We start from the raw sequence: 23714 nt of genomic DNA, 5'->3' as shown, positions 1-23714 counted from the left end.
CACACCAGGTCTGCTGGGTTCGATCCCCAGGGCGTGTACTGCAACAGGCTCCCCAACACGTCCGCGTGGCCCAATCGGGAGAGGCGGCTGGCTCAAACCCAGCTCACGTGCGAGTTCGACTCTCGCCGCGGACATACCCCCAAGAAGGACAACCGAGTCATGGAGACGCTGGTCCTCAACCAGTCGTATGAGCCCGTGGCACGGATCTCCTGGCAGCGCGCGATGATGCTGCTGTGGCAGGGGAAGGTCGAGGTGGTCGAGGAGTACGACGACCGCCTCGTCCGCTCCGTCACCCTGGAGATCCGCATGCCCTCTGTCATCCGCTTCCTGCGCGGCGAGCGGCGCAAGGGGCGCGGCATCAAGTTCAGCCGCGACAACGTGTACATGCGCGATGGCTGCAAGTGCCAGTACTGCGGCCGGAAGGTGTCGCGCCCCGAGGCCACGTATGACCACGTGGTGCCCCGGGCCCAGGGGGGCCGCACGACCTGGGAGAACATCGTGATCGCGTGTGTCCCCTGCAACCAGAAGAAGGGGGGCCGCACGCCGGTGCAGGCGGGGCTCAAGCTGCTCTCCACGCCGGAGAAGCCGCGCAAGCTCCCCGGCTCGGTGCAGCTGACGTTCGCCTACGAGAAGGGCATGCCCATCTCCTGGCGCAAGTTCCTCCGTGACGTCGCGTACTGGCACACGGAGCTCGAGGAGTGAGCGGCGGGTAGACGGGGGCCTCCAGAGGGGGCTCCCGGGCCCCGCTCCGTCACAGGAGCGGGTGCATGAACGGGGAGGCCAGAGGCGTCCCCGGCCCGTACGCCCCGCGCGCCGGCAGGCGGGAGCTGCTGCCGGCACATTTGCCTTCCGTATTCCGTCTCTCCTGGAAGTGTGAACTGGCGATGGCGCCAGGCCCCGTTGCTAGCGGGTGCGGACCGGTCGCCGGTCTGGGGTTCGAGTCCTCCGCCTTCCGTTCTGTAAAGAGCCCGTAAACCGTGAAAAGTTGGGGACCCGTCATTCCACCTCGCCGCTGACGCGCGGCGTAGTGATTCGACAGGGGCAGAAGGCGCATGGATGCGCGTTCACACCATCCCCACAGGGAGGAAGCCCATGGAATGGCTCGAGTTCGATCGTTTGTCTCCGGAGGTGGAGCAGCTCCTGGCGAACCAGGCCGCGCGCCTGAGCGCCACGGTGCCGCACCCCCTCCCGCCGAAGCAGGAAAGCGCCAGTACCCGGGCCCAGCGGCTCGAGGTCCTGCTGCGTCAGTGCCCCGCCTCCAACCCCTGGGGGCACCCGGTCGCGGAGTGCTGAGTCCAGCACGGGCGGCCAGGAACGGAAGGCCGGGGTCCACCACTGCGGTTCAGCACGTTAGAGTGCGGCCGCGCCCCTGAGGCGTTCCCGACCATGGCCACCAGGAAGAGCGAGGACAACGAGAGGCTCATCGACCGGGACCTGACCGCGCTGGCACGGGAGGGGAAGCTCCCGGCCGCGCACGGCGTGGACGGTCCGGTGATGGAGGTGCTGGGCCTCCTGACGCGAGGGGGCAAGCACCCGTTGCTCTCCGGCGATCCGGGCGTGGGCAAGTCCGCCCTGGTGCAGGAGGTGGCGCGGCGCATCATCGAGGGCCGCGTGGACGCGGAGCTCGCCAACGCGCGGATGGTGGAGGTGTCCGTCGCCAACATCCTGGCGCGCAGCACCCAGCGCCAGGCGGCCGAGAGCTTCGAGGAGCTGCTGGCCTGGCTCAGCCGTCACCCCTGCCCCATCGTGTACATCCGGGACCTGCCCGCGGTCATCGGCGGGCCGCTGGCCCCGGTGGCCTTCCGGGCCCTGCGCACGGGGGGCATCCGCTTCATCTTCGAGACCGAGCCCAAGCGCGTGCAGGAGCTGCTGCGCGCGGACGAGGCCTTCTCCGAGCGGCTCCACCTGGTGCCGCTCCAGGAGCCGCCGGCCGAGCGGGCCCGGTGGATACTGGGCCGGGTGGCCGAGGAGCTGGAGCGCGAGCTGCGCCTGCCCATCGATCCAGCGGCATGCGACCTGACGCTGCGGCTGGCCTCCAAGTTCCTGTTGGCCCAGAGGCTGCCGCGCAAGGCGATTGAATTGCTCAAGGAGACGGCCGCCGAGGCCTCCGGAGGAGCCAAGGACCGCGTGGGTCCCGAGGACGTCCTCACCCGCTTCTGCGCCACCACCCGGCTGCCGCGCTTCGTGGTGGACGACGCGATGGCGCTGGACCTGGAGGAGACGGAGCGCTTCTTCGGCGAGCGGCTGCTCGGGCAGACGGACGCGGTGCAGGCGGTGCTGCGCTCGGTGGCATTGCTCAAGGCGGGGTTGAACGATCCGCGCCGGCCGCTGGGCGTGTTCCTCTTCGCCGGACCCACGGGCGTGGGCAAGACGCAGCTCGCCAAGCTGCTGGCCGAGTACCTCTTCGGCTCGCAGGACAGGCTGGTCCGGCTCAACATGGCGGACTTCCCCAACGACGGCGACGAGAGCGTGCCCTTTGGTGCCTCGTGGGCGCCCGCGGTGGAGACGAAGCGCGGCGAGCTGACGGCGCTGCTGGAGGGGAAGGTGTTCACCGTGCTGCTGCTCGACGAGTTCGAGAAGGCCGCGCGGAGTGTGCACGACCGCTTCCTGCAGCTCTTCGACGAGGGCACCTTCGTGAACGGGGCGGGAGAAACCATCTCCTGCAACAACACGGTCATCGTGGCCACGTCGAACGTGGGCGCCGAGGTGTACCGGGAGCCGGCCATCGGCTTCATGGGCTCTCGCCGTCCCGAGGAACTCATCTCCGAGGTGGACCGGCGCATCGCCGAGGCCTTCCGCCCCGAGTTCCTCAACCGGTTCGACGCCATCTGCCACTTCCAGCCACTGACGAAGGTGGAGATCCGGAAGATCGCCCAGCGCGAAGTGGGCCGGGTGCTGGAGCGCGAGGGTATCCGTGCCCGCGGGCTGGACGTGGAGGTGACGCCAGCGGTGGTGGACCTGCTGGTGGACCGGGGCTACTCGCCGCAGTTCGGCGCGCGCTACCTGCAGCGGGAGATCGAGAAGACGCTGACCGCGGCGCTGGCGGTGGAGATCGCCCGCCGGCCGCTGCCGCCGGGAGCACCGGTGCGCGTGGAGACGCGGCCAGGCGGCAAGGTGGTGGCGGTGGCCGAGCTCTCCCCGCGCCCGCGTGAGGAGACGGCCCAGCTCGCACTGCCCACGGAGAAGTCGGTGTCGGCGGTGAAGCGGCGGCTGGACAAGAAGTCGCTGCTCAACGAGATGGACCGGCTGGTGGGACGGGCGCGGGCGCTGTCGGTGTCGGCGGACCGGCCGAGGCTGGAGGAGCGGCGCGCGGAGCTGCTGGCGGCGACGCAGGCGCCCAATTTGTGGGACGACCCGCAGCGCGCGGCGTCGACGCTGAGGGCATTCCGCTCGGTGGAGGCGCAGCTCAACGAGCTGGACCGGATGGAGGAGCGGACCACGTTCGCGCGGCGGCTGGTGCGCGAGGCGAAGGGCGAGGCACAGCTCGCGTCCGCGGCGAAGCAGGTGGAGGAGGTCGCGCGCGAGGTGCAGATGGCCGAGGTGCTCGGCGCCGCGGGGACGACGGACCACGGCGACGAGGCGCTGGTGGACATCTGCGCGAGCGAGACGGGCGAGGGCCAGGACGCATGGGTGCAGGAGCTGGCGACCATGTACCTGGGCTGGGCGGAGCGTCGCGGCTACGAGGCAATGGCGGTGGCGGAGGCGGAGGAGCCCTTCCGCGTGGTGGTGCGGATTGCCGGACCCGGGGCCTACGGCTACCTGGCGGGCGAGGCGGGGCTGCACCGGCGCATCGACGAGGAGAAGCGCCAGCGGGCCTACGTGCGGGTGCACCGGGGCGGACCGGTGGAGGAAGAGGAGAGCCTGGACGTGGAGGGCCGCGAGGTGAGGCGGCACGAGGGCACCTACGTCGCACGGGTGAAGACGGAAGTGACGGTGAAGGACGAGACCACGGGCCGGATGATGACGCTGGCGGGCGCGGGCGAGCTGGGCGAGATGAAGGACATCGCCTCGCGGGTGGTGAAGGGCCAGGGCGGCAGCAACACGGCGGACGAGGCCCGGCGCTACCACCTGGGCCGTGGCGCTCGGGTGGAGGACCCGCGCACGGGCGCTGGTACGCCACGCGTGAAGGACGTGCTGCGCGGCGAGCTGGACGTCTTCATCGCCGCGTGGATCTCCCGTCCGCCCACCTCGGGCCCCACGAGCGCCGTGAGCTGATTCCGAAGCACGAACACGGGAGAGCCTGCCGGACGCGAGCTCGTAAAACTTGTCCAACTGTTGGACAAGTTCGTGAAGAGCGCGACCGGGAGGTCCTCCGGCACCTCGGCCCGAGGCTCACGTAAGCTCGAGCACATGAGCCTTCCTTCCTATTCACTGCCGGGATGCGCTTCCTGGAGTCTGGCGGGCGTGATGGTAGCCCTGGCCCTACTGAGTGGCTGCCGCACCGTTCCCGTCCAGGTGTCTCCCCAGGCCCCCGAGCTGCGCTTCGGTGGCCGCGTGGACCGAGGAGACCCGAGTGGTCCCCGTCTCTCCTGGGGTGGCACGTCCCTGACCGTGCGATTCACCGGCACCTCCCTCGGGCTGCGTCTGCTCGACCTGCCCAAGGTCGAGGAGCTCGCCCCCAACCGCTTCCGCTTCAGCGTGGATGGTGCGCCCTTCCGTGACCTCTACGTCGGTGAGGGCCGCATGCTCTACCGCATCGCCGAGGGGCTCCCCGAGGGCGAGCACGTGCTGCGCCTGGAGAAGGAGACCGAGCCCGCGGTCGGAGAGACCCAGTTCCTCGGGCTCGAGCTCGACCCGGGGGCCCGGCTGCTACCCGCGCCTCCCGCCCCCACGCGCCGCATCGAGTTCGTCGGCGACTCGGGACTCACCGGCTTCGGCGTCGAGGGCAAGAACGAGCAGTGCAGCTTCAACGTGGAGACCCAGCGCAGCTCCCTCACCTGGCCCGCCCTCACCTCGCAAGCCCTCGGCGCCGAGGCCTCCATCGTCGCGTTCTCCGGCAAGGGTGTGGCCATCAACTTCGCCAACGACCCCACCCCCACCCTGCCCCAGCTCTACCTGCGCACCCTTCCCCATCGGGAGGACAGCCGCTGGGACTTCACCTCCTGGATACCCGATGCCGTGGTCATCCAGCTCGGCGCCAATGACTTCTGGAAGGAGCACCCCGGCGAGGAGCGTTTCCGCGATGCCTACCGCGCCCTCGTGGACGGCATCCGCGGCCGCTACCCCAGTGCCCACATCGTCTGCGTCCTGGCCTCCGGCATCACCGACACCCATCCCAAGGACGTCAAGGCGCGCAAGCACGCCCGTACCCTCATCTCCGGCGTGGTGGAGACCCTGCGCCAATCCGGAGACTCCCGCGTGCACTTCGCCGAGGTACCGCCCAACCTCGGCGACGAGGGACTCGGCTGTCTCTGGCATCCCAGCCGGAAGACCCACCAGCGGACCGCCGAGCAGATGACGCCCCTGCTGCGCGACCTGCTCGGCTGGAAGTAGCCCCAGCCCTCACGGAGCCGGCGGCGCGGGCGGCACGGCCGGCGAGGAGCCCGGGGTCATCAACGAGCCGCACATCGAGCCAGCCATCCACTGGCGCTCGCAGGCCTCGCGGATGAGCGGCTCGCGGAACTGCCAGAGCACCACGAAGACGATGAGGAGCCCGATGAGCAGCCACATGCCCGGCGAGCGCGGCTCCTCCTCGTCGTCCTCGCGCGCCGTCGCCAGGACCGACTGCAACACGTCCGTCCGGTCCACCTTCGCGTTCTTCGGCAGCCTCGGCCGGCGGGTGATGATCGCCGCCAGGCTCCGCGTGAGCATCAACCGGTCATTCAGCGCCCAGCCCGAGCCCTCCAGCAGCAGCGCCAGGTTGCGCTTGCGCAGCTTGAGCCACCCCAACAACCCCGAGGGCAGCATCACCGCGGCGGCCAGGATCATCGCCGCCGAGATGACGTCGAACACGGTGAGCGACCTCACCTGCGACACGATGAACGCCAGGGACGAGCCCACCGCCGCGAACGCGATGCCCGTCGCCGCGATGAAGCCACCCGGACCCGCCGCCGGAGCCGCCGCGGGCGCTGCCGGAGCCGGCGCTACCGGCGCCGCCTGCGTCCCCTGCGCGTATCCCTTCTCCAGCGACTCATCGAGCGTCTTCTCTCCGGCCGCCGCCATCCCCTCGATCTTGCTGGAGATGAACTTGCCGATCCGCCCGAAGGGCATCGTCATCGCCTCCCACAGGGACACGGGCTGACGGATGACCTGCGTCACCACGGCGTCGTACTCGCGGCCCTCCACGTCGTAGAAGACGCCGCGCTTGCCCACCGCCAGCCCATCGCTCCGCCCTCGCGTGGCGGGCACCGCCACCTCGTAGCTCGCCTCTCCATCCTTCGCCGCCACCTGCACGTAGAGCGTGCACGTGGTGCCCTGGCTCGTCAGCGCCGCGTGCGCCGCCCGGTTCGTCACCAGCACCGACAGCCTGTACCTCCGCCCCCCGAGGATGAGCGTCCCCTTCTCCATCAGCGCCCGCCGCTTCATCTGGTACAGGTCCGGCATGCTGATGAAGTTGTTGGCGAACGTCAGCAGCCAGCGCTGGTAGAGGATCAACCGCTCCAGCTCGTCCACCGCGTCCAGCTTCTCTTTCAGCGCCAGGTCCGCCCGGCACGCCGCCTCCAGCGCCTCGAGCTCGGACTCGGGGATGCCCGCCAGGCCGTCCACCAGTCCGCGCAACGGGCTCGCCTCCAGCCGCGCCTGCCACGCCAGGATGGCGTCGGCCTTCGTGAGCAGCTCGCGCCACGCCGAGTCCGCCAGCGTCGCCAGGTCCCCCGTGAGCGGCACCGCCACGTCCTTCCGGAACGCCTCGAGCCGCTCGAAGGCCTGGCCCCGGTACAACCGCGACCAACGCAACGCGCCCCCAGGCTCGGGAGGCGCCACCGGCAGCTCCGACACCACCCGCGCCAGCGCCTGCGTGTCCCCGAGCGACTCCTGCACCCGCCCCGGCTCCAGCTTGAGGCTCGAGACGGCCTCCGGCTGCGCCGCCACCAGCCGGCACTGCAGGTAGTACGTGTCCAGCAGCGGCCGGATCTCCTGGATGCGCCGCGCGTGCTCCACGCTCCGCTCGCCCCACACCAGCACGAATCCCTTCTGCGCCAGGTGCGCCAGCAGCGCGCTCCGCTCCTCGCGGAAGTGCTGGAGCATGGGCAGGTCCACCCCCGCCTGCCCCGCTCGATTCTTCACCTCGGGGAAGCAGGCCATGAGCTTCACGGCCAGAGCGCGCGACGGCTCGGGCAGGAAGGCCGGGGCGACAATCCCATCCCCGTTCTGCCCCGCCTCCTGTAGCGCCTTCTCGCTGGTGCGCACCTGCTCCAACGTGATGCGCGTCCGGTCCCCCGCCTTCAGCGTCTCCAGCAGGATGCCCGCCACGTCCCGCGGCTTCGTGCCCGCCTCGGAGAGCGCGTCCAGCGCGAGCACGTCGCTCGCCGTATCCGCTCCCTGGTACGACTTCAGCATCTTCGCCGTGAACTCGACGGCGGCGCGCAGCTCGTGCACCCGGATGCGCTTGTTCCCATCCGTGTCGACGAACGCGAGGAACCTCGGGTCACACTGGAGTCCCTCGAGTGGACAGGCCGTGGCCAGCCACTGGGTCTCCGGAATCTTCACGGCATCCACCAGCACTTCGAAGGAGGGAATGGAGACCTGCAGCGAGCCGCCATACCGGCGATACACGAGGGGGCGCGTCATGACGTCCACCAGAACACAGCTGCCCGCCTGGTGGGGAAGCGGTTTCAACCCGAGCGCGGACTGTTCGCTCTCCTGCTCCCTCGCTCCCCCGCCATGCCTCGACCTCCTTGCATCTCGTCCCCGCACGGGGCATGTCTCAGGGTGTGAGCCAAGAGCACCAGCAGACCGGGCCAGGTGGCGCGAACGCGGCACAGGACGAGGGCATCTTCAGCGCCTATTCGAAGCAGGAGCCTCGGCGCCCCAAGCGCCTGCTGCTGCTATACCCCGCCGCGGCGCTGTTCCTCTTCCTGGCGGGCAAGTGGTTCGTGGCCATGCAACCCGCGGCCACCCCCTACCGCGTGGATACGGCCTGGGGTCTCCGGCAGGTGAACAAGGGCATGTCGCCGCAGGAGGTCTCCGGCCTCCTCGGCCAGCCCACCAGCAAGGAGCGCCGCGGCAACCAGGAGTGCTACCAATACGGGAAGCCCACCATCCAGGAGCCCTCCTTCGTCCTGCACGTCGTCTGCTACGAGGACGGCAAGCTCATCGAGGTGTCCCAGAAGCGCTACAACTCCTGGGTCGTCACGCAGGACATGGCCATCTCCCCCGCCCCGCTCGAGTACGAGCTCCCGGTCGAGGAGGAGAAGCCCGCCACCCCGGCCCCCCCGCACGCCGGCCGTCGCCGACCAGAAGCCGCTGTAACCGCTCGCGCCGCCGGCTCGGCGCTTGTTCCACCCTGCGTCACCCGCCGTGCGATGATGGGAACCCTCCTCCAACCCACCGGAGCAGGGTGACATGCGCTGGCTCCACTCGGTGCTCTTCTGGTCGTTCTTCGTGGCGAGCTCCGCCGTCCTCTTCTGCGTGGCGCTCGTCCTCTTCCTGGTGACGTGGCCCTTCGACCGCGACGGGCGCGTGCTGCACCTGTTCTCCTGCGGCTGGGCGCAGCTCTACTTCTGGGTGAACCCCGGCTGGCGGCTGCGCATCCAGGGCCGTGAGCGCCTGCCCTGGCACGGGCCCGCGGTGCTGGTGTCCAACCACCAGTCCCTGGGCGACATCCTCGTGCTCTTCGGCCTCTACCGGCCCTTCAAGTGGGTCTCCAAGGCCAGCAACTTCAAGCTGCCGTTCCTCGGCTGGAACATGTACCTCAACCGCTACGTGGGGCTGGTGCGCGGGGACAAGGAGAGCATCGCGAGGATGATGGCCGGGTGCGAGCGCTGGTTGGAGCGGGGCATCCCGGTGCTCCTCTTCCCCGAGGGCACGCGCTCGCCGGACAACCAGATGCGGCCCTTCAAGGACGGCGCCTTCCGGCTGGCTCATGCCAAGGGCTGCCCGCTCATCCCCATGGTCCTCACCGGCACGGGTGACACCCTGCCCAAGCACGGGCTGCTCCTCCGCTTCCGGGCGGACTGCGAGGTGAGCGTCCTCGAGCCCGTGGACCCGCGCGCCTTCCCCGACCCGGCCGCGCTGCGCGACCACGTGTACGGCCTCATGCAGCGGGAGAAGGACCGCCTCGAGTCCGGGGCCCCCGCCCCCGGTTAGAGCTCCCTGGGGAGCCGGCGCGCCACCTCGAGCAGCAGGACGCGGTGGCTCTCGTGGTCCACCTCGTAGACCGCGATCGCGTCATCCACCACCACCGAGGGCGCGGAGACCGGGCGCCCGGCCACCCTCACCGTTTCGGAGCGGCCCGGGTGAAGTCCCTTGGCGAGGGCCGTGGCGACTGCATCCAGTTCATCCCGGATGCGCCGGTATGTCTCCAGCGACAGGTGGGCGAGCTGATTCCACGCGGAGGGGCTGATTTCGACGGTGTACACGGTGCGAAGACCTGTGGGTTTATCCTCCCTATATTATTTGAGCACCAACAAGGCCAGTCCACTTCCGGAGAAGTCCAGCGCGGATGAGAGGGGAGTTCAGGGGTGAACGCTCCTGGCTCCAGGCGATGGGCACTGGAAGTTTCCATTCTCCTTGGCGCGCGGGTGGACCCGCACCAGGGGTGGCACCCACCGGGAAGCGTCGTGACACCCACCCCCCCGAAGACGGGGGCGCCTGCCGGATGAAGTACACTTCCCTCATGCATCATCCGGCAGCGGACGTACGGGCAATCCCAGCCACCGTGTCCGACTGAGCCGGGGTGAGGCACCCGCTACAGCTTGGCGCCGCATCTCACGGGAGGCGGCGGTCCTCCCCACCGGACTGGAGCGTGCGCCATGCGTATCGATGCTCTTCGGGCACTGACCTGCCTGCTGCTGCTGTGGGGCTGTACCGAAGTGGGGCACCCCCCCGCGAGCCTCCCCTGGCGACAAGTGGAAGCGGCCGCGGTGCCCGCCCGTTTCACGGACACGCTCGTCACCGATGAGCTCGACGCGGCGACGTCCATGGCCATCGCACCGGATGGGCGCCTCTTCGTCTGCGAGCAGGACGGCCGGCTCCTGCTCATCCAGGACGGGAAGCTGCTGAGCGTGCCCTTCCTCACGGTGGACACGGATGACAACGGCGAGCGGGGCCTGCTCGGCGTGGCGTTCGATCCGGACTTCCCCAGCCAGCCGTACGTGTATGTCTATTACACGGCCACCACGCCCCAGAAGCACAACCGCGTCAGCCGCTTCACCGCCAATGGCAACCAGGCCGTGCCCGGCAGCGAGCGCATCCTGTTCGAGCTCCCGCCCCTGGGAGCCAGCAACCACAACGGGGGCGCCCTCCACTTCGGGCCCGGCGGCAAGCTCTACGTGGCCGTGGGGGACAACACGCGCTCGGAGCTGGCGCCGAGGCTCGACTCGTTGATGGGCAAGGTGCTGCGGCTGGAGAAGGACGGCAGCATCCCCACGGACAACCCCTTCTTCACGCGCACCACGGGCAGCAACCGGGCCATCTGGGCCATCGGCCTGCGCAACCCCTTCAGCCTCGCCGTGCAACCGGGCACCGGCCGCATCTTCATCAACGACGTGGGGGCCGGCGACTGGGAGGAGATCAACGACGGCATCGCCGGCTCCAACTATGGCTGGCCGGACACCGAGGGACCCACCCCGGACCCGCGCTACCGCACCCCGCTGTTCGCCTACCGGCACGGCTCGGGCACCAGCAACGGCTGCGCCATCACCGCGGGCGTCTTCTACAACCCGGCCCAACGCCAGTTCCCCACGGAGTACACGGGACGCTACTTCTTCTCCGACTACTGCAACGGGTGGATCCGCACGTATGACCCCAAGGATGGCGCCGTCGCCGTCTTCGCCACGGGCCTGGATGCGCCCGTGGACCTCGACGTGGGGCCGGACGGCAGCCTCTACTACCTGGACCGCGCGGAGGACGAGGTGCGCCGCATCCGCTACACGGCCACCAACGAGGCGCCCACCCTCACGAGCCAGCCCACGAGCCTGACGCTACAGCCAGGCAAGCCCGCCACCTTCACGGTGGGAGCCTCCGGAACGCCGCCGCTGCGCTACCAGTGGCTGCGCAATGACGCCAATCTCCCGGGAGCCACGGCCGCGAGCCTCGCGCTGCCCGCGGTGGCACTGTCGGACTCGGGGGCCCGCTTCCGGGTGCGGGTAGCCAACGACTTCGGCTCGGTGCTGAGCAACGAGGTCACCCTCACCGTGAGGAGCAACACCACGCCCGTGGCCACCTTCCTCCAGCCCACGGACGGGACGCTCTACAGCGCGGGGAACGTCATCACCTACGAGGGCCGGGGCACCGACGCCGAGGACGGGACGCTGCCGGACAGCGCCTTCACCTGGCAGGTGGACTTCCACCATGACGAGCACATGCACCCCTTCGTGCCGGCCACGCGCGGGGTGAGGAGTGGACGGTTCACCGTGCCGGACCGGGGCGAGACGGCCGCCAACGTGTGGTACCGCATCCACCTGCGGGTGGAGGACTCCGGCGGGGCCGTCCATGAGCTCTTCCGGGACATACGGCCCCGGAAGGTGAAGCTGCGGATGAACACCGAGCCCGCGGGGCTGCGGGTGACGCTCGACGGGCAACCCCAGCCCACGCCGCTGGAGGTGGAGACGGTGGCGGGCGTGGTGCGCGCCCTCGGGGCCGTCTCGCCCCAGGAGAAGGACGGGAAGACGTACGTCTTCGACCGCTGGAGCCACGGAGGGGACGCGAGCCAGGAGGTCCGGCCCACGGTGGACTCGCGGTACACGGCGGTGTTCCGGGAGTCGAGCGCCCCCGCCAACGGCCTGCGGGCGCAGTACTTCGACACGGCCGACTTCAAGGACCTGAAGCTGGAGCGGGTGGACCCCACCGTGGACTTCCGCTGGTACGAGGACTCGCCGGACCCGGCCCTGGACACCGACACCTTCTCGGTGCGCTGGACGGGGAGTGTGCTGCCCCTGTACTCGGAGACCTACACCTTCTACACCCAGTCCAATGACGGGGTCCGGCTCTGGGTGGATGGCAAGCTGCTCATCGACGACTGGACGGTCCACGTCACCACCGAGAACCGGGGCACCGTGACGCTGCAGGCCGGCCGGGCCCATGCGATCCAGCTGGAGTTCTTCGAGCAGATGGGCGTGGCCCTCATGCGGCTGCACTGGGCGAGCCCCAGCCAGGACAAGCAGATCATCCCCCCGGAGCGGCTCCGGCCGGGGGCTCCCTAGCCGGGGAGCGGGCGGACGGGCATCTCTCCCATTGATTCGCGCCCCGGATTGCGGCACCAAGCGCCTTTCTCCTCGCAGCGAGGTACCGCCATTCCCAGCACGCACCTGACCTTCCCGTCCGCCGACGCCCACCGGAGCTGGCTGGAGCACCAGTCCGCCCTGCCGCGCGGCTTCCGCGTCGGTCGCACGCGCCTCGAGTTCATGCCCGCCGAGGTGGCCAGGCCGGCGAAGATGAACCTCACGCTGCTGGTGCTCGACGAGCCGACGCCCTCGTTCGCGGCGGTGTTCACGAAGAACGCCTTCCCGGGAGCGCCGGTGCGCATCGGCCGCGAGCGGCTGGAGGAGCCCACGCTGGGCGCGGTGGTGGTGAACAACAAGGTGAGCAACGTGTGCGCGCCCGGAGGCGTCGAGGCCTCCGAGCGGCTGTGCGCGGCGGTGGCCGGCAAGCTGGGGCTGAGCGCCTCGCAGGTGCTGCCCTGCTCGACGGGCGTCATCGGCTGGCGGCTGCCGGTGGATGCCCTGGTGGACGCGGTGCCCCAGGCCGTCTCGTCGCTCGCGGGCGGCTCTGTGCTGCCCGCCGCCGAGGGCATCATGACGACGGACCTGTACGCCAAGGTCCGCCGGGCCCAGGTGGGCAGCGGGAGCATCGTGGGCATCGCCAAGGGCGCGGGGATGATCGAGCCCAACCTGGCCACCATGCTCGTCTTCCTGATGACGGACGTGGACGTGCCGCGAGACGCCCTGCGCGCGGCGCTGCGCTCGGTGTCCGCCAGGACGTTCGGCTGCATCAGCGTGGACAGCGACACGAGCACCTCGGACACGGTGGCGCTGCTGTCGTCGCGCAAGGTGCCCTGCCCCAGCCTGAAGGAGTTCGAGGCCGCGCTGGAGCAGGTGTGCGCCGACCTGGCCGAGGACATCGTGCGCAACGGCGAGGGCGTGCACCACGTCATGCGCGTGCACGTGCACGGCGCGCCGGGCGAGGACGTGGCCCGGGGCATCGGCAAGTCGGTGGTGAACTCACCGCTGTTCCAGTGCGCGGTGAACGGGAACGACCCGAACGTGGGCCGGCTGGTGGCGGCGATCGGCAAGTACGTGGGCGCGCACCACCCCGAGGTGGACCTGTCGCGCTGCACCCTGCGCATGGGAGGCCGCGTCATCATGGAGCACGGCGCCTTCCGGCTCGACAACGAGACGGAGAAGGCCCTGGTGGCGCACATGAAGGGCGCCGAGCTCTATACGAGCGTGCCGCCCGCGGATGGGCTCACCTTCCGCCCGCCGGTGACGTTCCCTCCGCACGAGCAGTCAGTGGAGATCGACGTGGACCTGGGTGTTGGCACGGCGGCGTGCACGGTGCTCGGCGCGGACCGCAGCCACGAGTACATCAGCGAGAACGCGGACTACCGCAGCTGAGCCGCCCCGCCTACGCGGCCCACCCGACTTCCTTCTCGCTCCAGGCCCACAGCCGCTCCGCGGACTCGCGGTCCTGGGCCTTCTTCGACACGGGCGCGCGCTTCTTCCTGTAGAAGTACTCACCCGAGACGGAAGCCACCTCGTCACTCGCCGCCAGATACACGGATGTCTCGGCGCCCTGCTCCGGCGTCAGGAAGAAGTGCCCGAGGAACGCCATGACGGACCTGCCGAACCCCGTCCGCCGATCCACCCCGAAGTTGGACCCCACCGCTCCCGGGTGCAGGCAGTTGGCGGTGACGGCCGTGCCCCGGAGCCGCTCCGCGAGCGCCTTCGTGAACAGGATGTTGGCGAGCTTGGACTGCGAATAGGCCCTCCACACACCGAAGTTCCGCGTCAGGTGCGGATCCTCCCAGTGGATGGACCCCACCTTGTGCGCGCCCGAGGACACATTGATGATCCGCCCCTGCGGTGCCCGGCGCAGCTGCTCCAGCAACAGGTTCGTCAGCAGGAAGTGGCCGAGGTGATTGACCCCCAGCTGCGACTCGAACCCGTCCCGCGTCGTCTCCCGCTTCACGGTGATGACGCCCGCGTTGTTGACCAACACCTCCACCACGGGGTGCCGGCCCTGGAGCTCGCGAGCGAAATTCCGGATGCTCTCCAACGAGCCCAGGTCGCACAGCATGAGCTCGAGCTTGTCCGAGCCACTGTGCTGCCTGGCCTCCTTCAGCGCCTGCTCGCCGCGCGAGGCACTGCGGCAGGCCATGACGACGGTGGCACCCCTTCGGGCCAGCTCCGTCGCGGTGGCGAGCCCCACGCCCGAATTGGCACCGGTCACGACAACGGTCTTCTCTTTCATCTGGCGGTCCCGCCTCCCTCGCGGCTTCACCGGTGGGCTCCATCCACCGGCGCCGGGGGAGGCGAGTCTTGGAGGGGAAAGGGGGCAGGCGCAAGCCGTGCCGCCCGCCGCCTACTGCATGGAAGGAGCGGACGGTTGCGCCTCGCGCCGCGCGTAGTCAGCCATGCCCTCGAAATCCAACAGCAGGCAGGTCTCGCTCCCCATCACCCACGCATCATGCCCGGGTGGGATGTAGGCCACGTCCCCCGCGGTGAGCAGGGCCCGGGTACCATCATCCATGACGACCTCCATGCTCCCGGAGACGACGTAACAGGAGTGGGCGGACTGGCAGCTCCGCGTCCCCGCGATGGGCTGGACGTCCTTCGACCACTTCCACCCCGGCTCGAACACCCCCATCCCGATGTTGCTGCCACCGAGGTGGAGCAGATCCAGATGCCCGTGCCCGAGGAAGGGCCGCCGTTCATCGGGCTGAGCGAACTTCTTGATGACGAGTGAACTCATGGCGTGTGCCTCCTCGGGAGAAGATGGGGTCGCCTCCTGGCTGCACGCAGGAGCCAGGGAAGCTAGGGTGAGGCCCCATGGACGAGCTCGTCATCACCAACGGCCTCTTCTTCGATGGACATGGCAGTCCGCCCCGCGTGCGGCACCTGGGCATCCGTGACGGACGGGTGACGGCCATCAGCGAGTCTCCCCTGCCCTCGGGGCCGGACACGCGCGTCATCGACGCCACGGGCCGCTGGGTGATGCCCGGCTTCATCGACCTGCACACCCACTACGACGCCGAGGTGGAGCTGGCCCCCTCGCTCTCCGAGTCCGTGCGCCATGGCATCACCTCGGTGATGGTGGGCAGTTGCTCGCTGAGCCTCGCCGTGGGCACGCCCGAGGACCTCGCCGACCAGTTCTGCCGGGTGGAGGCCATCCCCTACGACACGGTGCGCTCACTGCTCGAGCGCAAGAAGGACTGGGAGACGCTCGGCGAGTACTTCACGCACCTGGACCAGCTGCCGCTGGGACCCAACGTGGGCTCCTTCGTGGGCCACTCGGCCATCCGAGCGCACGCCATGGGGCTGGAGCGCAGCCTGGATGACACGGTGAAGCCCTCGTCCGGAGAGCTGGCGCGGATGGAGGCCCTGCTGCGCGAGGGGCTCGACGAGGGCTACGCCGGGCTCTCCATCATGACGCTGCCGTGGGACAAGATTGGCGGCAGCCGGAGCATCCGCAGCCGTCCCCTGCCCTCCACCTTCGCGAGCTGGTCCGAGTACCGCCGCTTCACGCGCATCCTCCGTGAGCGCAACCGCGTCTTCCAGGGCGTGCCCAACATCACCACCAAGGTGAACGTCCTCCTCTTCCTGTGGGAGAGCGTGGGGCTGCTACGCCAGCCGCTGAAGACGACGGTCATCTCCATGATGGACACGCGCGCCACCCGGGGCCTGCACCGGCAGATCGGCCTGCTGTCGCGCTTCTTCAACCGGATTCTCAAGGCGGACTTCCGCTGGCAGGCACTGCCGGAGATCTTCGACCTGTGGTCGGACGGAATCGATCTGGTGGTCTTCGAGGAGTTCGGCGCGGGAGCGGCGGCGCTGCACCTCCAGGACGCGGTGGAGCGCAGGCGGTTGTTGGAGGACGCGAAGTACCGGGAGTGGTTCAAGCGGCAGTGGAAGAGCCGGCTGCTGCCCAAGGTGTTCCACCGGGATTTCAACCAGTCCCGGGTGCTGAAGGCGCCGGACGCGTCGCTGGTGGGCCGCTCGTTCATGGACATCGCCCGGGAGCGGGGACAGGACGTGGTGGACACCTTCCTGGACCTGGTGGCGCGCCACGGCACGGAGCTGCGGTGGTACACGGTGATGGCCAATGACCGGCCGCGCGAGCTGGAGTCCATCGTGAGCCACCCGGACGTGCTCATCGGCTTCTCGGACGCGGGGGCCCACCTGCGCAACATGGCGCACTACAACTTCCCGCTGCGGATGCTGCGGCTGGTGCGCGAGGCGGAACGGCGCGGCGAGCCGGTGATGCCGATGGAGCGCGCGGTGCACCGGCTCACGGGGGAGATCGCCGACTGGCTGGGGTTGGACGCCGGGAGGCTCGCACCGGGCAAGAGGGCCGACGTGGTGGTGGTGGACCCGGAGCGGCTCGGAGAAGGGCTGGACGTCCCCCAGGAGTCCTCGATGGAGGGCTTCGACGGCTTCGTGCGGCTGGTGAACCAGAACGGGGGCGCCGTGGAGACGGTGCTCATCAACGGCCGGCTCGCGGTGGACGGAGGCGCGGCCACGCCCGCGCTGGGCAGGGAGCGGGGCTTCGGGCGCGTGCTGCGCGTTCAGTAGCCGAAGACCTGCTTGTCCTTGCCCCTGGCGAGCAGTGCGTCTTCCTCGCGCTGCTTCTGCTGGACCTGGCCCTGCCCCTTGGCCCACTCCGCGTCGAGCTCGGCGGAGATCTCCGCCCAGTCCGGGGTCTTCTTGGAGTAGGCCTTGATGGTGCGAATCAGCTCTCCGGCATGCTCACGCGCCAGGGGATGGCCGAGCAGCTCGGCACGGCGCATCGCGCGGATGGCGAGGTTCTTGTGGCCACTCCACGCCAGCGAGATGCCCAGGCTGAACCACAGGTGCGGGCTCTTGTCGCCACTGCCGAAGCGGATGATCCCCACGAGCCCTTGCAGGACGTCCTTGGGGAGCTCGGGACGCTCCTTCCGCGGAGCGGTCTTCTTCGGATTCATGACGAAGAGGTAGCGGTCCGGCTCGAGCGGAAGGCCGAGGAATTCCTCCTTCTGGATGAGCTCGGGAGTCGCGGCCAGCCGCTGCAGATACTCGATGGCCTTCACCTGGTATTTCTCGCGGCCGAAGTGGGCGTCCGGGTTGAGGACCAGGGCGCGGCGCAACTCCTCGAGTGCGCGCGGGTAGTCGCCCGCGTGGGCATGAAAGGTCCCGAGGTTGGCCACCGTCGTGTACAGGCCGGGGAAGCGCTTCTCCTTGGCCTCCATGGTCGCGATGGCCTCCTGGGTGCGGCCGAGCTTCTCGTAGGCCACCGCGAGGTCATCGTACCGCTCGGGCTTCACGTCCTCCCGCTCCAGCAGCGGGAGCGTGTAGGCCACCTTGCGCTCATAGAAGGTGGCCGAGTGCTTGAGGATCTTCCCACGCACTACGGCGGCCACCTCATCGAGACCGATGGACTCTTCCTTGAGGGTGTCGCTGTCCCACAGGCACGCGAGGGCCGGCGGCACGAACAACAGGAGGACGGCGGGGACGACAAGGAGCGAACAAGCGAACTTCATGATGAATCCTCCCAGCTGAGCCCTATCCCCTCTCCCCTCGGGAGAGGGTCAGGGTGAGGGTATCTGTCCCCGTTCTTCAACCCGTGGCCCACATTGTGAACAGGGAGTTCAACCCGGGATTCGAGGCACCCTCACCCCGTCCCTCTCCCGGAGGGCGAGGGGAAATGGCCGCGTTGTCCCTGAAGGGGGTTAGATCTTCCGCATCCGGACGCGGCGCACCCGGTGGTCCGGGCCCTTCACGAGGATGAGCCGCGCGCGTGAGCGGGTGGGCGCGATGTTCTGCGCCAGATTGGGACCGTTGATCTCCCCCCACACGGACTCGGCGCGGGCGATGGCCTGCTCCTCGGTGAGCTCGGCGAAACGCCGGAAGAAGGAGCGCTCGTCGCGGAACGCCGTCTGCCTCAGGTTGAGGAACCGGTCCACGTACCAGCGGCGGATGTCCTGCTCGTGCGCGTCCACGTAGATGGAGAAGTCGAAGAAGTCCGACAGGAAGGTGTGCGGCAGCTTCCCGCCCTCCACCGGCCCCGTCTGCAGCACGTTGAGCCCCTCGAGGATGACGATGTCCGGCCGGCGCAGCTTCACCGCCCCGTCGGGGACGATGTCGTAGACGAGGTGCGAGTACACGGGCGCGAACACCTCGCTCCGGCCGGACTTGAGCTCGGCGACGAAGCGCACCAGGGCGCGCCGGTCGTAGCTCTCCGGGAAGCCCTTGCGGTGCATGAGGTTGCGCTCGGTGAGCACGCGGTTGGGGTACAGGAACCCATCCGTGGTGACGAGCTCCACGTGCGGATGGTCCGGCCACCGGGACAGCAGCGCCTGGAGGATGCGCGCCGTGGTGCTCTTGCCCACCGCGACGCTGCCCGCGATGCCGATGATGAAGGGCACCTTCTGGGTGAAGCCGCCGAGGAACGCATGCTGCGCCGCCCAGAGGCTCTGCGTCGCGGCCACGTGCAGGTTGAGCAGCCGGGACAGCGGCAGGTAGACGTCCGCCACCTCCTCGAGGTCCAGGTGCTCCCCGAGCCCGCGCAGGCCCTCGACCTCCTCCGCGCTGAGGGGCAGCGGCGTCGCGGCGCGCAGGGCCCGCCACGCCTCGCGCTCGAAGTCGACGAACATGGACGCGCTCTGGTGCTTGGGTGCGGACATGGGGCCGTCCTCCCTGACGGCATCTCCATCCTAACCAGGCGTCGGGCGCAGGACGGAATCCTCGTGAACTGTCCGCCCCTCTACCTCTGGAACATCCCGGAGTGACTGTTGAGCAACACGGTGGCGAATCGGTCTTACGCGAATTACCCGGATAGCTGCATTTAAGACCAAGGCCGGTTTCCGAAAGCACCCGGCCACCACAGCGGAGGGGACGATGGAAACCACAGTGACCCGGGGGGCATACGCCCTCCGTCGAAGCGCCTCGGTGCTGCTGTTGCTCGCCGCCATGGCCTGCGGCCCGGTGGACGAAGTTCCCGAGCCCCAGGAAGAGCCCGCCCGCCAGCAGTGGGCGCTCGAGACCACCAATGGGGAGACGCTCAACGGACTGGCCTTCAATGGCCTCGCCTTCAACGGACTGGCCTTCAATGGCCTCGCCATCAACGGGCTGAACAGCCCCGAGTTCTCGTCGTGGTTCGACCAGGACGACACGCTGGCCGCGATGGTGATGCACTACGTGGTCGCCTGTGCCATGCACGGAGGCGAGACACGCACGTACACGGACAGCAAGGGGACAACATATGTCTGGGAGGGCTCGCTGGGGCTGACACCGGCCTGGGCCAGCGGACAGCCAGCGACGATGACCGAGCAGCAGCTCATCTCCGCGTGCCTGGCCGCCCACGTCAACAAGTTCGGGCGCAGCGTGACCATCTCCGTGCAGGGCAGGAACGCACTGGGAGAACCCATCGCCACCACGCCGGCGGAGTTGCAGGAGTTCTCGCAGCGGGAGGGCTGCTTCTTCGGCAACCTCTTCACGGACGAGGGCGTCTTCGCTGGCAACGACGACACGCCGCTGGGCAGCAACGAGAGCAGCGTGCGGGCGTGTGCCCTGGGCAAGCCCGGAGACTGCACGCCCATCGTCCAGGCCGGCAGCTGCGCCGCGAGCTGCACGCGCGACCCCACGGACACGTACTACACGCAGTGCACGCGCAACGGCATCACCTACGCCCCCATCACCACCCGCATCCACCCCCAGGACATCTACACGTGCGGTGACCTCGAGTGCCAGTTCACCGAGACCTGTGGCGCCGGCCTCACCACCACGCATTGCGCCCTGGATTGCGGCATCTGTCTGCGCTGAGTCCCGCGCGCCGCCTCGCACCTGTGGCACAGTCGTGCACGTGAACCGCTCGACGCTCCTCCTGTGGCTGCTCCTGTCCTGTGCCGTGGCCTGCTCGCGCAAGACGGAGCTCAATGCGCTCGGACTCCAATACGAGCCCCCCTCGGGCATGGCCCTGCGCGCCGAGGAGCCGGGTCCACCGGCCGTGGCCCGCTTCGAGGCAGGCCTGGAGCTGCGCTCGGTACAGGGCACGCCGCCCAAGGTGGACGCGCCGCCGGAGGAGGTGCTGGGGGCCGCGGGCATTCCCGTGCCGGACAAGCGGCTGAACGCCACGAGCGGCACGCTCCCCGCGGGCCCGGTGGCGCGCTACGAGTTCCAGCAAGGCACGTCGCGGACCCTCGTGTACTTCCTGCCTCTCGAGGGCCGCGCCGTGTTCGTCCTCTACACCGCGCCGGAGCGCGACTACGGGCCCGGTTCGGCCCGGGTGGAGCGCTCGCTCTCCACGCTGAAGCCCACGCGCTGAGTCAGCGGCGAGGGGTGACTACGCGGAGTTCGAGCTCCCGCCCCCCAACTCGGAGCCGCACGGAATCACCGCTGGACCCGATGGCGCGCTGTGGTTCGCACTGGAGCGCGGCAGCATCGGACGCCTCTTCCTGAGGTAGCTACCGGGAGAACTCCTCGCGGCTCGCCGGCTGTACGCCCCCTCTGTCGGCGAGCCGCATCGACTCCTCGTAGAACCGGGAGAACGACCAGCCCGTGGTGAACGTGAAGGGCCGCATGGCGCTCAGCACGTCATACAAGCCGTAGTGCTGCCACTCCCACGTCACCGCCGTCAGCGCCAACATCCGCTTCCCCACCAACTCCCGCATCGCCTGCGTCTCGGCCCGGCTCACCCCGTTGCTCTCCAGAAACCGCAGCGCTCCCTCCTGAAGCTCGGGCGAGAACTCCGTGTCGAGGAACTCCTCCAGGATGAACGACCAGACATCGTTCCTCCGGACGAACGGGATGCCATGCTGGCTCGCGAAGTCCGCCAGCTCCCCCGCCTGCTCCGCCGGAACGAAGAGGTACTCGCCCTCGCGCGTTCGCACCGCCGGTGGAAACCACCCGGCACACACCTCGCTCAGCGCCTCGGCGGGAACGCGCGTGGGCCGCGCTCCCCGTGGAAAGGGATAGCCCTCGAGTACCAGGGCTCCAGGCTCGAAGCGGGCACGCCAGCGTGTCGCGACCATGTGATTCCCCTTCCCGGGCTTCCCTCGCCGTCCTCCCTCCTGGGAGTATGCGCCCGTCATGTCCCTGCCGCGATTCCTCCTGCTGCTGTCCGTCCTCGCCACGCTGCCCGCCCGCGCCGGGGAGGCCGGTGTCACGCTGACCGAGCCTCCCTCCTGGGTGGAGCCCACCCGGGTGGATACCGGGCGGCCGTTGCGCGAGCAGGACGCCGTCTCGGGCCTCCACGTGCTGCTGTCCGAGGAGCAGGTGCGCGTCTCGCCCGAGATGACCGAGCGCTTCGTCCGCCAGGTGCGGCGCGTGGCCAGCAGCCGCGGCGTGGAGACGGGCTCCAAGCTGGAGGTGAAGTTCTCCAACACCCACGACCGTCTGCGCCTGCACGGCGTGTGGCGAACCCGCGACGGCGTGCGCACCCAGTTGCTGCGCGCCGAGGACGTGAAGGTCATCCAGCAGGAAGAGCGGCTGGACATGAACATCTACAGCGACGAGCGCACCGCCCTCGCCTTCCTCCAGGACGTGCGCGCGGGAGACCTCCTCGAGGAGTCCTGGACGGTGGAGGAAGACCCCCTGATCTTCCGGGGCCATTACCTGGACAGCATCTCCCTGGCGGCGCAGGTGCCCGTGGTCCACTACGTCCACCGGCTGCTCGCCCCCGCGGACCTGAAGCTCCACTTCAAGGCCCACGGCACCACGGCGGCGGAGCCCACGGTGCGCGAGGTGGGAGGCCTGCGCGAGTACCGGTGGGAGCGCGAGGACATGCCCACCTTCACCGGGGAGGACGGCGTCCCCGCGGACCTGGCCGTCTGGCCCCACGTCCAGGTGAGCAGCTTCCAGAGCTGGGCAGACGTGGCCTCCTGGGGGCTCGCGCTGCAGGACGGGCTGGAGGGCTCGCCCGAGCTGACGGCACTGGCCGAATCCTGGCGCGCCCTTCCCACCGAGGAGGCGCGCTTCCTCGCCGCGGTGCGCTTCGTCCAGGACGAGGTGCGCTACCTGGGCATCGAGCTCGGCCCCAACACCCACCAGCCGCATGCTCCGGGCCAGGTGCTCGCCCAGCGCTTCGGGGACTGCAAGGACAAGGCCCTGCTGCTGGCCACCCTGCTGCGCCCCCTGGGCATCACCGCCCACATGGCCCTGGTGAACTCCCGCAGCCAGGGCGGCGTCAGCGCCCAACTGCCCTCGCCCTACGCCTTCAACCACGCCATCGTGCGCGCCCAGGTGGCCGGGCGCACCGAGTGGGTGGATGCCACCATGACCCATCAGCGGGGCCGGCTCGGCGCGCGCAGCCCGCTGCCCTATGCCCGGGCGCTCGTGCTCGCGCCCGGCACCACCGCCCTGGAGGCCATTCCCCTCCCGCCGCCCGCGGGGCCGGAGCTGGATGCCCACTCCGTGCTCTCGGTGAAGGACGACGGCACCGGGACGCTCGCCATCACCACCCGCTACACGCGCACGGAGGCGGACGGGGCCCGCTCGTGGCTGGCCAGCATGTCCGCGGAGCAGCTCACCACCCGCACCCTCGACCTGCGCCGCGCCCTCTTCCCCAAGCTCACGGCCGAGGGCACTCCGCGCGTCCAGGACGACACGGACGCCAACACCATCACGCTGGAGGAGCACTACAAGCTCGAGGACGCCTGGGCCAACGGAGGGCTGAGCGTCGCCGCCACGCAGGTGAGCCGGGAGCTGGCCCTCCCCCGCCGCACCGAGGGCCGGGTCCACCCCGTGGAGGTCGACCATCCTGTCCACCTCCGCGTGCGGTGGGAGGTCCACGTGGGCTCCCTGCTGAACGTCGCTCCGTCGGAGAAGACGGTGGAGGGCCCTGCCTCCCGCCTGGAGATGTCCGTGGTCCCCCGGTTCGGCGGCTTCACCTACCAGGTGGAGTACCGGAGTCTGGCGGACCGGGTGGCGCCGGACGCGCTGGCCCGGCACGTCGAGGCGGTGAAGGAGATGGGCTCGCGGCTCGGCATCTCCTTCGCCGCGCCGATGGGGATCGTCTCCGCGTCGTCCTCGCCGAAGGACATGCAGCTCTCGCGCACCACGAGCCTGGCCATCAGCGGCGTGTTCCTGGTGGTGGTGGGTGCCCTGGTGCTGGGCATCCCCCGGCGGTTCCGCCAGTTCCTGCGCGAGCGCAAGGCCCGGCGCGCCTCGCCTCCTCCCCCTCCCGTGCGTCACCTGCGCGAGCGGGAGCAGGGCACGGCCGTGATGATCGTGGAGAGCCTGGACCAGGCCGACCAGCGCATCCGGAGCGAGCGCTGCTCCTGCGGTGGCTCCTTCGAGCGTGTGCCGGACGCCCTGCAGTTGCGGCACACGGGAAGCGACGGCCGGGCCATCACCGTCCTCCGCGTGCGCTGCACGTCCTGCCGCGCGCCCCAGTTCCTCTCCTTCGACGTACGGCCCAACTGA

Annotated in this window: 19 protein-coding genes and 1 tRNA gene; 13 read left to right on the top strand and 7 right to left on the bottom strand. The window is 69.7% G+C overall.

The window, feature by feature from the left end; all coding sequences use genetic code 11:
• Positions 1-59 precede the first annotated feature (59 nt).
• The 5 genes from Q664_RS13005 to Q664_RS12985 all read left to right on the top strand — a co-directional run bounded on the left by Q664_RS13005 (position 60) and on the right by Q664_RS12985 (position 5493).
• Positions 60-134 (top strand) — tRNA-Leu (locus Q664_RS13005).
• A gap of 25 nt (positions 135-159) precedes the next feature.
• Complete coding sequence (locus Q664_RS13000) at positions 160-702, top strand: HNH endonuclease (protein WP_043394176.1); 543 nt, start codon at positions 160-162, stop codon at positions 700-702.
• 390 nt (positions 703-1092) lie between these two features.
• Positions 1093-1293 (top strand): hypothetical protein, encoded by a 201-nt coding sequence (locus Q664_RS12995; protein WP_043394174.1) that lies wholly within the window; start codon positions 1093-1095, stop codon positions 1291-1293.
• A gap of 93 nt (positions 1294-1386) precedes the next feature.
• Positions 1387-4215: an AAA family ATPase gene (locus tag Q664_RS12990; RefSeq protein ID WP_043394172.1), complete on the top strand. Its 2829-nt coding sequence runs from the start codon at positions 1387-1389 to the stop codon at positions 4213-4215.
• A gap of 192 nt (positions 4216-4407) precedes the next feature.
• Positions 4408-5493, top strand: a complete 1086-nt coding sequence (locus tag Q664_RS12985; protein WP_052518030.1) for an SGNH/GDSL hydrolase family protein — start codon at positions 4408-4410, stop codon at positions 5491-5493.
• A 9-nt stretch (positions 5494-5502) separates the two neighbouring features.
• Here the strand turns inward: Q664_RS12985 and Q664_RS12980 are convergent, their stop codons facing one another.
• Positions 5503-7728: a hypothetical protein gene (locus tag Q664_RS12980; protein ID WP_043394277.1), complete on the bottom strand. Its 2226-nt coding sequence runs from the start codon at positions 7726-7728 to the stop codon at positions 5503-5505.
• A 143-nt stretch (positions 7729-7871) separates the two neighbouring features.
• On the opposite strand from Q664_RS12980, the gene Q664_RS12975 reads away from it, so the two are divergent.
• Both Q664_RS12975 and Q664_RS12970 read left to right on the top strand, forming a co-directional pair.
• Positions 7872-8501 carry a hypothetical protein gene (locus Q664_RS12975; RefSeq protein ID WP_152622068.1) on the top strand — a complete coding sequence of 210 codons (630 nt, stop codon included), beginning with the start codon at positions 7872-7874 and terminating at the stop codon, positions 8499-8501.
• Between the two features lies 1 nt (position 8502).
• Positions 8503-9246 (top strand): lysophospholipid acyltransferase family protein, encoded by a 744-nt coding sequence (locus Q664_RS12970; protein ID WP_043394168.1) that lies wholly within the window; start codon positions 8503-8505, stop codon positions 9244-9246.
• Here Q664_RS12970 and Q664_RS12965 read toward each other — a convergent pair.
• The gene (locus Q664_RS12965) at positions 9243-9518 is read right to left on the bottom strand and encodes a type II toxin-antitoxin system RelE family toxin (RefSeq protein WP_043394166.1); all 276 of its coding nucleotides are present in this window, start codon (positions 9516-9518) and stop codon (positions 9243-9245) included. The genes Q664_RS12970 and Q664_RS12965 overlap by 4 nt on opposite strands.
• 393 nt (positions 9519-9911) lie before the next feature.
• Here Q664_RS12965 and Q664_RS51995 point away from each other — a divergent pair, with 393 nt between their 5' ends.
• The gene (locus Q664_RS51995; protein WP_084609819.1) at positions 9912-12302 is read left to right on the top strand and encodes a PQQ-dependent sugar dehydrogenase; all 2391 of its coding nucleotides are present in this window, start codon (positions 9912-9914) and stop codon (positions 12300-12302) included.
• 48 nt (positions 12303-12350) lie between these two features.
• Positions 12351-13712, top strand: coding sequence for a bifunctional glutamate N-acetyltransferase/amino-acid acetyltransferase ArgJ (argJ, locus tag Q664_RS12955; RefSeq protein ID WP_235216675.1), 1362 nt, complete (start codon positions 12351-12353; stop codon positions 13710-13712).
• Between the two features lie 10 nt (positions 13713-13722).
• Here argJ and Q664_RS12950 read toward each other — a convergent pair whose 3' ends face one another.
• Both Q664_RS12950 and Q664_RS12945 read right to left on the bottom strand, forming a co-directional pair.
• Positions 13723-14568, bottom strand: coding sequence for an SDR family oxidoreductase (locus Q664_RS12950; protein WP_043394164.1), 846 nt, complete (start codon positions 14566-14568; stop codon positions 13723-13725).
• Between the two features lie 111 nt (positions 14569-14679).
• A complete protein-coding gene (locus Q664_RS12945) occupies positions 14680-15069 on the bottom strand; it encodes a cupin domain-containing protein (protein ID WP_043394162.1) in 390 nt (129 codons plus the stop codon).
• 77 nt (positions 15070-15146) lie between these two features.
• Here Q664_RS12945 and Q664_RS12940 point away from each other — a divergent pair, with 77 nt between their 5' ends.
• The gene (locus Q664_RS12940; protein WP_043394160.1) at positions 15147-16889 is read left to right on the top strand and encodes an N-acyl-D-amino-acid deacylase family protein; all 1743 of its coding nucleotides are present in this window, start codon (positions 15147-15149) and stop codon (positions 16887-16889) included.
• Here the strand turns inward: Q664_RS12940 and Q664_RS12935 are convergent.
• A complete protein-coding gene (locus Q664_RS12935; protein WP_043394158.1) occupies positions 16883-17833 on the bottom strand; it encodes a tetratricopeptide repeat protein in 951 nt (316 codons plus the stop codon). The genes Q664_RS12940 and Q664_RS12935 overlap by 7 nt on opposite strands.
• 189 nt (positions 17834-18022) lie before the next feature.
• Positions 18023-18976: a type I pantothenate kinase gene (coaA, locus tag Q664_RS12930; protein ID WP_043394157.1), complete on the bottom strand. Its 954-nt coding sequence runs from the start codon at positions 18974-18976 to the stop codon at positions 18023-18025.
• 214 nt (positions 18977-19190) lie between these two features.
• Here coaA and Q664_RS12925 point away from each other — a divergent pair, with 214 nt between their 5' ends.
• The gene (locus Q664_RS12925) at positions 19191-20114 is read left to right on the top strand and encodes a hypothetical protein (RefSeq protein ID WP_084609818.1); all 924 of its coding nucleotides are present in this window, start codon (positions 19191-19193) and stop codon (positions 20112-20114) included.
• A 40-nt stretch (positions 20115-20154) separates the two neighbouring features.
• Positions 20155-20616 (top strand): hypothetical protein, encoded by a 462-nt coding sequence (locus tag Q664_RS12920; protein ID WP_043394270.1) that lies wholly within the window; start codon positions 20155-20157, stop codon positions 20614-20616.
• A gap of 139 nt (positions 20617-20755) precedes the next feature.
• Here the strand turns inward: Q664_RS12920 and Q664_RS12915 are convergent, their stop codons facing one another.
• Positions 20756-21322 (bottom strand): hypothetical protein, encoded by a 567-nt coding sequence (locus tag Q664_RS12915; RefSeq protein ID WP_152622067.1) that lies wholly within the window; start codon positions 21320-21322, stop codon positions 20756-20758.
• A gap of 58 nt (positions 21323-21380) precedes the next feature.
• Between Q664_RS12915 and Q664_RS12910 the strand changes: the two genes are divergently transcribed.
• Positions 21381-23714, top strand: a complete 2334-nt coding sequence (locus Q664_RS12910) for a DUF3857 domain-containing protein (protein ID WP_043394154.1) — start codon at positions 21381-21383, stop codon at positions 23712-23714.

The organism is Archangium violaceum Cb vi76 (assembly GCF_000733295.1).
Taxonomy (GTDB): Bacteria; Myxococcota; Myxococcia; order Myxococcales; family Myxococcaceae; genus Archangium; species Archangium violaceum.
This window is presented reverse-complemented; position numbering and strand designations above follow the sequence as displayed.